General features: G+C 37.1%; 9 protein-coding genes. 2 read left to right on the forward strand and 7 right to left on the reverse strand.

Features of this window, described 5'->3' with window-relative positions; genetic code table 11:
- Positions 1-12 precede the first annotated feature (12 nt).
- The 4 genes from CQ058_RS24830 to CQ058_RS24845 all read right to left on the reverse strand — a co-directional run bounded on the left by CQ058_RS24830 (position 13) and on the right by CQ058_RS24845 (position 1,710).
- Entirely contained in the window at positions 13-195 is a 183-nt protein-coding gene (locus CQ058_RS24830; protein ID WP_078175974.1) for a hypothetical protein, read from the reverse strand.
- Entirely contained in the window at positions 192-596 is a 405-nt protein-coding gene (locus CQ058_RS24835; protein WP_002164959.1) for a PH domain-containing protein, read from the reverse strand. The genes CQ058_RS24830 and CQ058_RS24835 overlap by 4 nt, the downstream gene beginning before the upstream one ends.
- A 77-nt stretch (positions 597-673) precedes the next feature.
- Positions 674-1,165 carry a GNAT family N-acetyltransferase gene (locus CQ058_RS24840; RefSeq protein ID WP_002190912.1) on the reverse strand — a complete coding sequence of 164 codons (492 nt, stop codon included), beginning with the start codon at positions 1,163-1,165 and terminating at the stop codon, positions 674-676.
- The gene (locus CQ058_RS24845) at positions 1,162-1,710 is read right to left on the reverse strand and encodes a GNAT family N-acetyltransferase (protein WP_002034364.1); all 549 of its coding nucleotides are present in this window, start codon (positions 1,708-1,710) and stop codon (positions 1,162-1,164) included. The genes CQ058_RS24840 and CQ058_RS24845 overlap by 4 nt, the downstream gene beginning before the upstream one ends.
- A gap of 143 nt (positions 1,711-1,853) precedes the next feature.
- Here CQ058_RS24845 and CQ058_RS24850 point away from each other — a divergent pair, with 143 nt between their 5' ends.
- Together CQ058_RS24850 and CQ058_RS24855 are read left to right on the forward strand one after the other, a co-directional pair.
- Positions 1,854-2,198 (forward strand): PadR family transcriptional regulator, encoded by a 345-nt coding sequence (locus tag CQ058_RS24850; protein WP_002190913.1) that lies wholly within the window; start codon positions 1,854-1,856, stop codon positions 2,196-2,198.
- The gene (locus CQ058_RS24855; protein WP_002190914.1) at positions 2,195-2,857 is read left to right on the forward strand and encodes an HAAS signaling domain-containing protein; all 663 of its coding nucleotides are present in this window, start codon (positions 2,195-2,197) and stop codon (positions 2,855-2,857) included. The genes CQ058_RS24850 and CQ058_RS24855 overlap by 4 nt, the downstream gene beginning before the upstream one ends.
- A gap of 53 nt (positions 2,858-2,910) precedes the next feature.
- On the opposite strand, the gene murC is transcribed toward CQ058_RS24855, so the two are convergent.
- From murC to CQ058_RS24870, 3 genes are all read right to left on the reverse strand, one after another.
- Entirely contained in the window at positions 2,911-4,221 is a 1,311-nt protein-coding gene (gene murC / locus CQ058_RS24860) for a UDP-N-acetylmuramate--L-alanine ligase (RefSeq protein ID WP_002015598.1), read from the reverse strand.
- A 251-nt stretch (positions 4,222-4,472) separates the two neighbouring features.
- On the reverse strand, positions 4,473-5,591 hold the full coding sequence (locus tag CQ058_RS24865) for a nicotinate phosphoribosyltransferase (RefSeq protein ID WP_002015597.1): 1,119 nt from the start codon (positions 5,589-5,591) through the stop codon (positions 4,473-4,475).
- Positions 5,592-5,652: 61 nt separating this feature from the next.
- On the reverse strand, positions 5,653-8,123 hold a 2,471-nt coding region (locus CQ058_RS24870), incomplete at its 5' end, for a DNA translocase FtsK (RefSeq protein WP_258169537.1).

The following is an 8,123-nucleotide window of genomic DNA, read 5'->3' on the forward strand; positions in this document are numbered from 1 at the left end:
AATCCCCCTACTTTATATGGAGCTATTTTTCTCGCTTTTTGTTTGCTGAAAATGAAAATAAAATAAAAGCGTCACTGCGATAGTACCTATTAATATTGGGACATATAAGGGCAGATCCCATTTCATATATACTCTAGTGCAACCAACAAGCACAAACAAAATTTCCAAACAAAACAAAAGTTTTACATATTTCATTTCTTACCTACCATTTCTATTTTCACATATGGATTTTCTTTCGCGATAAGCGCCAAAAATTCATCCGGATCTTGCGGCATCGCAATCATATGTACTTTATATGCATTCGTTGTAATCTCAAATGATTTTCCAACTTGACGAATAACTCTTATATCTTTTAATACAACGTCGTCATTTAAAATTCCGTATTTTAAAATACCATTTTCTACTTTATGTTTTTTAATGAACATTTCCCAAACGAGAGGGACATTTACAATAAAACATAATCCCATCCCAATTAGAGCTGAAGCCCAATCCCCTTTTCTTGTAAAGAACATAACTATTGGATATATCACCATAAAAGCTAACGTTATACTAACGAAAATTATTCCTAACTTACTTCTCTGAATTGGAAAGTTCATACCCACACCCCCTAATCCAAATTATACCATCATTTCCATTTTAGTTCATAAAAAAAGATCATTTATGAATGACCTTTTTAAACAGTATACCTATAAAATTTCTTATCTACCTCTAGCACTGGAAAACTTTTTGGCAACTCTTCTATACTCACACTTTGAAAACCATTCTTTTCGTAGAAACGGTGTGCTGCTAGAAATTTAACTGTTGTTCCTAAATAAATGTCTTCCAAGTTCTTTTCTTTCGCCCAAGAAATTGCCGTTTGAAGTAGCGTATGTGATGCGCCCCATTCTTTTCCGCGGAACTCTTTCTTCACGAACATTTTTCTTAGCGCTACTTGATGCTTCCCAATATCTAATAAAGCTATCGTTCCAACTACTTTCCCATCATAAGTTGCTACCCAAAAATTTCCGTTGTCCCTTTGATAGAACGTTTCTATTTCTAGTAAGTCCGGCTGCTCTTCTTTCGTAATAGGGACATTGTACTCTTTTTGCTGAATATGAACGATAAGATCTACTACTTCATCTTGAAACATACTTTCATACGGAATAATACAAATCTTCTCGTTCATCGAATCTTCTTCCATTCTGAAGCTAGTAAACTATACACAGCGATATCTTGGAAATGATCATATATCCATTCTTCATCTCTTAAAATACCATCTAATTTAAAACCTAAACGTTCTGGAATCGCACGGCTTTTCGCATTTTCAACACCGCAACGAATTTCAATTTTATTCAGCTTTAAATTATCAAATGCATAATGAAGCACAGTCTTCACACTTCGCGTCATAATACCTTTCGCGCCAGCATCTTCTGCAAGATAATATCCAAGACTCGTAGCTTTCTTACCCCAGCTCACCGGATGAATACCTACCATCCCAACGAGCTTTCCTTTATAGCGTATACCAGCCTCAAACCCATCTCCCTCTGCAAATTTCTTTAACCACATCGGAAAAATCTCATTATACGCATCAGCTGATTTCGTCCCATCTACCCACGGAAGCCATCTTCTTAAATGATTACGATTTTGATCTATTAATTCATATAGTCCCTCTTTATGATGTTTTTCTAATAGTTGTAATTCGATTTCGTCATCTACTCGGAGTGTGAACATGTTTTTTTAGCCCCTTTTAATTTTCCTATTATTCTAACACTTATAGGTGAAAAAAAGTTAAACATTCGCACTTTTTCAGTTTTATATAAGAATAATCACTATATATGATTGATATCTAGATATGAATCATATATAGTTAAAGTATGGAAAAATATGATAATTTTATAATTCAATTACGTAAAGGTGTTTTTGATCTCGCTATTTTGTCTTTAATAAGCAAACAACCTATGTATGGATACGAAATTACAAGTGCCTTACAAGATATCCCTGTGTTTCATATCCCGAACGGTTCGATTTACCCTATATTAAATCGAATCACGAAAAACAATTGGGCTGTTTCCTATTGGGAAGAGTCCGGTGATGGGCCAAAAAGAAAATACTATCGCATTACAGACGAAGGGAGAGAAATTTTAAATAGTCGCTTACATGATTATGGTGCAGTATATCAAGCTCTAATGTTACTAGCTAAAGGAGAGGATAAAAAATGAACAAGGAACGATTCTTTTCAAATGAACTCATTGTTTCTTTCTTACACGATCTTCATAAAGGTTTAATGAACTTACCTACGTCAGCAAGAGAACAACATATGCTAGAAATCAAATCCGATTTATATGAAAATGCATTAAGTAAAGGAAGTGAAGGGGTACCACCAGCAACCATCCCTTCACAGGTGATTGAAGAATTTCTTCCTCCAAAAGAATTAGCAAAGGAAATTGCAGTAGAATATACAGATGTTATTCAAAATGCACAGCAATCTACAAATACATTTATTAAATACTTTACAGGACTATCAGTTGCTCCACTCGTTGCTTTATCAGTACCTATCGCACTTGGCTTTATAAATATTTCAGCTAATTTACCATTTTTATTAGCCTTTATCGCAAGCAACATTTGGTTCATCTGTAGAGAAAACCATTGGAATACAAAGCAATTAAAATTTTTAAAAACAATGATTTCCTTTAGTACTAGCGTTTTAATTGCACTTCCATTTGCATTTTTCGCGATTCGAATTATGCTAACAAAACAATTCGATATGTTTTCATTCTATTATTTAATTGGATATGTACTTTTTAGTTCACTATATATATTCTTATTAAAACAACTATACAAAAAAAATGAACAATACCAACATATCAACGCTTTTTAAAATATATCGAACACAACAAAAAAGACGCACAGCCAAGCTATGCGTCTTTTCTATTACTTCTCTGCAACTTGAACTTCTTTTACGTAAGCTGCTTCGAATTTTTGGATGTCACCTGCGCCCATGAAAATAAGAACGCCGTTTTTATGTTTCTTTAACACATCCGTTGTTGTATCTGTAATTAGTTCTGCGCCATCGATACGTTTTTGCAGATCTTCAATTGTTAATTCACCTTTGTTTTCACGTGCTGATCCGAAAATATCACATAAGTATACTTGGTCAGCTTTACTTAAGCTTTCCGCGAACTCATCTAAAAATTTCTCTGTACGTGAGAATGTATGTGGTTGGAATACAGCGACAACTTCACGCTCTGGATGTTTTTGACGAGCTGCTTCAATCGTTGCATTAATTTCTGTCGGATGGTGTGCATAGTCATCAATGATAACTTGTTCTCCCATTGGCTTTTCATTAAAGCGACGTTTTACGCCTTCAAAAGTTGTTAGCTGATGCTTAACTGCTTCTACATCAACGTTTTCATAATGGCAAAGCGCGATTACTGCTAATGCATTTAATACGCTGTGATCGCCGTATCCTGTAATTTTGAACGTGTCATAATACGTATTACGAACGAATACATCGAATATAGTACCATCAGTTCTCTTTTGAATGTTACGTGCTTGGAAATCATTATCTTCTCCAAATCCATAGAAAATAACAGGTACTTTCGCTTGAACTTTTTGAAGTTCTTCATCATCACCACATGCAATAATACCTTTTTTCACTTGCAATGCCATCTCTTGGAATGCATTAAATACATCATTGATGTCTGCAAAATAATCTGGGTGATCGAAATCGATATTTGTCATGATTGCATAGTCTGGATAGTAAGACAAGAAATGACGACGATACTCACAAGCTTCAAATACAAAATACTTACTATTTTCTACCCCATGCCCCGTTCCATCTCCAATAAGGTATGATGTTGGGTGTGCACCTTGCATTACATGGGCTAACAAACCAGTTGTTGATGTTTTTCCATGTGCACCAGTTACAGCAACACTTGTGTACTGATTCATAAGATCACCTAAGAAGTGATGGTAACGATGTACTGGGATATTTAATTCTTTTGCTGCTACGATTTCTTCATGCGTATCAGGAAATGCATTTCCTGCGATAATCACTTGTCCTTCTTTAATATTATTCTTATCAAAAGGAAGGATGGAAATACCACGCTTTTCCAATGCTGTTTGTGTAAAGAAACGCTTTTCATAATCAGACCCTTGAACAGTATGCTTCATGTCATGAAGAATTTGTGCTAATGAACTCATTCCTGTTCCTTTAATTCCTACAAAATGGTAAACTGTCATCTTAAAGAACCTCCAACATTTCGAACTAATACAACGGCCTATCTATAAGACAGTATATGAATCTTTTCTTATTTTGGTAATCATCATACATTTCTGATGCAGTGAATTTCTTTTTATATTCACTTATCAGTGATAAACTCGTACGTACTTCTTTTATGTCCATAACACATTTATTATAGCAAAAAACAAGCCGCTATACTATGATAACAGAAAAACTGATAGGGTCAATCACCTATCAGTTTTTCTCGCTTTTACATATCTTCTTTTGTTTCTAATTGAACACGCTCTAGACGTGAATTTGGACGGTATTTACGACCAGCTTTTGCTTCTGGTTTTCCATTTAATTCTACGTTATCACCAGTAAAACCAATATTCATTTTTAATAAGCTACTTCCTACTCCGTATATATCGACAGGAACATTTTGAGCTTCAAATTCACGAATACGCTTCTCATCAAACCCACCAGTTACAACGATATCTACATGTTGGAACCCTTCCTCATCAAGAGCCTTACGAAGTGCAAATACAAGTGATGGATTTACACCACGTGGATCGAATGTTCCAAGTACTTCTGGGTGACGAATGAAGTATTGATCAATCATTGTGCGAGACGTATCGACACGTACACCTTTTAATGTTGATCCAAATTCACGCGCTACGCGAAGTGCATCTGTGATGACATCATTGTTATAATCAATTAGTACGACTAATTCATCTTCTGGGAATTTTTTATGATATGCCTTTGCAGCTTCAACAACATCACCATTAAACATTTGAATTAAAGCGTGAGGCATCGTCCCCATACCACTTCTGCCCCACCATTCATTCATTGCATGCGTCGCTTGCGCGCTCATACCTCCGATGTATGCCGCATAGCCGTCACCAGCTTGTTGCGTATAATGATCGTCACGATCTCCCATGAAAATAACCGGTTTTTCTTTATCTACACTACGTGCAGCTTGGACAACGTTATATACGTTTGTCGCAACTGATGTACGACGAGCTAAAATCCCATCAATTACACCTTCTAAAAAGCCGAAGTATTCATAAGGACCATGAATTGTTAAAACTGTTTCAAACGGACTAATATTATCGCCATCCTTTAAAGAATGAATTTCTAATTCCTCAGGATTTTTGGCAAATGTTTGTAGCAATGCGATTACCTCATCTGCTCCGCAAAGAACTGCATGTTCTTTTTGAAAAAACTGCATTGTTACAACGCTTTTCGGGCGAAATTCTTCAATGATTTCTCTAGTTTTTAAAAAGTAAACGGCAGAGAACCAGCCTTCTCCAACACGTTCATCAAATTTAAATGTTTTATTTGTTAGTCGATTTATTTCACCTTTTAATTTTAATTCAATTTCTTTCATGTCGCTTTACTCCCTACTTTACTATCCAACATTTTCTATTAGTATACAGCAAAACCGTTTCCTATACATTTGTTTCCTGCATAGCAGCGAATTCATCCTCAGAAATAAGGACATCTCTCGGTTTCGTTCCTCTTCCTTCAGAAATAATCCCTTGCGACTCCATCTCTTCAATTAGACGTGCCGCGCGATTATAACCTATGCGGAATTTTCTCTGTACAGAAGATGTGGACGCTCCCCCTTGCTCTACAACAAATTGACATGCATCAAAAAATAGTTCATCTTCAGACTCACTCTGCTCTGATTTTGCTAATAAATCCTCTTGCTTAAATAAGTAGTTTGGCTTCATTTGCTTTTTCACATGATCAACTGTTCTTTCAATCTCATCATCTGATACGTATACACCTTGTACACGAACTGGTTTAGATGTGCCGTTTCCTAAAAATAGCATATCACCACGACCAAGTAACTTCTCCGCGCCCCCAATATCGATGATCGTACGCGAATCAACTTGAGATGATACTGTAAACGCAATACGCGTTGGAATGTTTGATTTAATTAAACCTGTAATAACGTCTACAGATGGACGCTGCGTCGCAACTAATAAGTGAATACCACAAGCACGAGCTTTTTGTGCAATACGACAAATCGCTTCCTCCACATCACCAGGAGCAACCATCATTAAGTCCGCTAACTCGTCAATGACAATTACAATATAAGGTAATGTCTCACCTGGGATTTCTCTACCACTTACAATCGTATTGTAACGAGTTAAATCACGAGCACCAGCATGAGCAAACAATTCATAACGACGTTCCATCTCTTCAACCGCCCACTTTAACGCAGCTGTAGCTGCTTTTACGTCAGTAATAACAGGTGCTACAAGATGTGGAACAGAATTGTATGGTGCAAGCTCAACCATCTTCGGATCAATTAGTATCAACTTCACTTCATGCGGCTTCGCTTTATATAAAATGCTCGTTAAAATCGCGTTAATGCACACACTTTTCCCTGAACCAGTTGCACCCGCAATAAGTCCATGTGGCATTTTTCGAATATCCGTTACAATTGGATCACCGGAAATATCAAGCCCCAGCGCAACTGTAAGCGGTGATTCACTCTTTGTAAATACAGGACTTCTTAAAATTTCACGCAGGAATACTGCCTTACTTTCCTTGTTTGGAACTTCAATTCCAATTGCACTCTTCCCTGGAATTGGCGCTTCAATTCGAATATCTTTCGCAGCTAAACTTAACTTAATATCATCACTTAAATTTGTAATTTTATTTACTTTCACACCTGGGTCTGGTTGTACTTCAAAACGAGTTACCGCCGGCCCTTGTGACACATTAATAACATGTGCTCCAACATGGAAATTATTAAATGTCGTATTTAATAATTCTTCCTGTTCTTCTAGCCACTCCGTATTATCTAATGCTGCCTGCTGTGGAATTGACAACAACGTTAATGGCGGAAGTTCATACTTCGGTGGCGCTTGTAGTACGTTGCGCATATCATTCTCTTTTTGATTTACAACATATGCTTTCTCTTGTACTTCCGTACTTGAAATTGACTCTTGTACTTGTCCAGCCACCACTACTTGTTGCATCGGTTTTTCTTCCACTTGCGGTTCCACTACCACTTGCTGCATCGGTTTTTCTTCCACTTGAGCTTCTACTACCACTTGCTGCATTGGTTTTTCTTCCACTTGGGCTTCTACTACCACTTGCTGCACTGGACTTTCTTCCACTTGCGGGTCTACTACCACTTGCTGCACTGGTTTTTCTTCCACTTGCGGGTCTACTACCACTTGCTGCACTGGTTTTTCTTCTGCTTGTGGTTCTACTACCACTTGCTGCACTGGTTTTTCTTCCACTTGCGGGTCTACTACCACTTGCTGCACTGGTTTTTCTTCTGCTTGTGGTTCTACTACCACTTGCTGCACTGGTTTTTCTTCCACTTGCGGGTCTACTACCACTTGCTGCACTGGTTTTTCTTCTGCTTGTGGTTCTACTACCACTTGCTGCACTGGCTTTTCTTCCACTCGTTCACTGACAGTTGATTGCATTACGTTCGTTCTTGCCGCATGTCTTTCCATTAATTTCTTTCTATCCTGCTTTAACATGACAACATTAAATGGGACATGACGTTTTTTCTCACGTTTCGGTTCTTCTATTTGTAAAGCAGGCTGTTCTTCAGCAACTTGCTTCTTTTCTTCCGCTTCTTCAATTAAAACGTTCGCAAAGTTTTGAACATCTTTCTTTGTTTGCTCATCCGTTTCTGAAACTGGTACGAATACTTCACTTTCTTCCTTGAACGTAATTGTTTCTTGTTGAGAAATCACTGGTTGCTCTGCAACTGGTGTATTTTCCACTAAATCTGTATTCATCGTTTCTTCAATTACTGTTTCTTGAGAAATTGGTTCTTCTTCCTTAGTACCCTCTAACTCCGCAACTTCTTCTGTCGCTTCCTCAGGTTTCTCTAATTCCACAACTTCTTCTGTCGCTTCCTTAGCTTCTTCTAATTCTGCAACTT

The sequence above is a fragment of the Bacillus sp. MYb56 genome, assembly GCF_002976445.1.
Classification (GTDB): Bacteria; Bacillota; Bacilli; order Bacillales; family Bacillaceae_G; genus Bacillus_A; species Bacillus_A mycoides.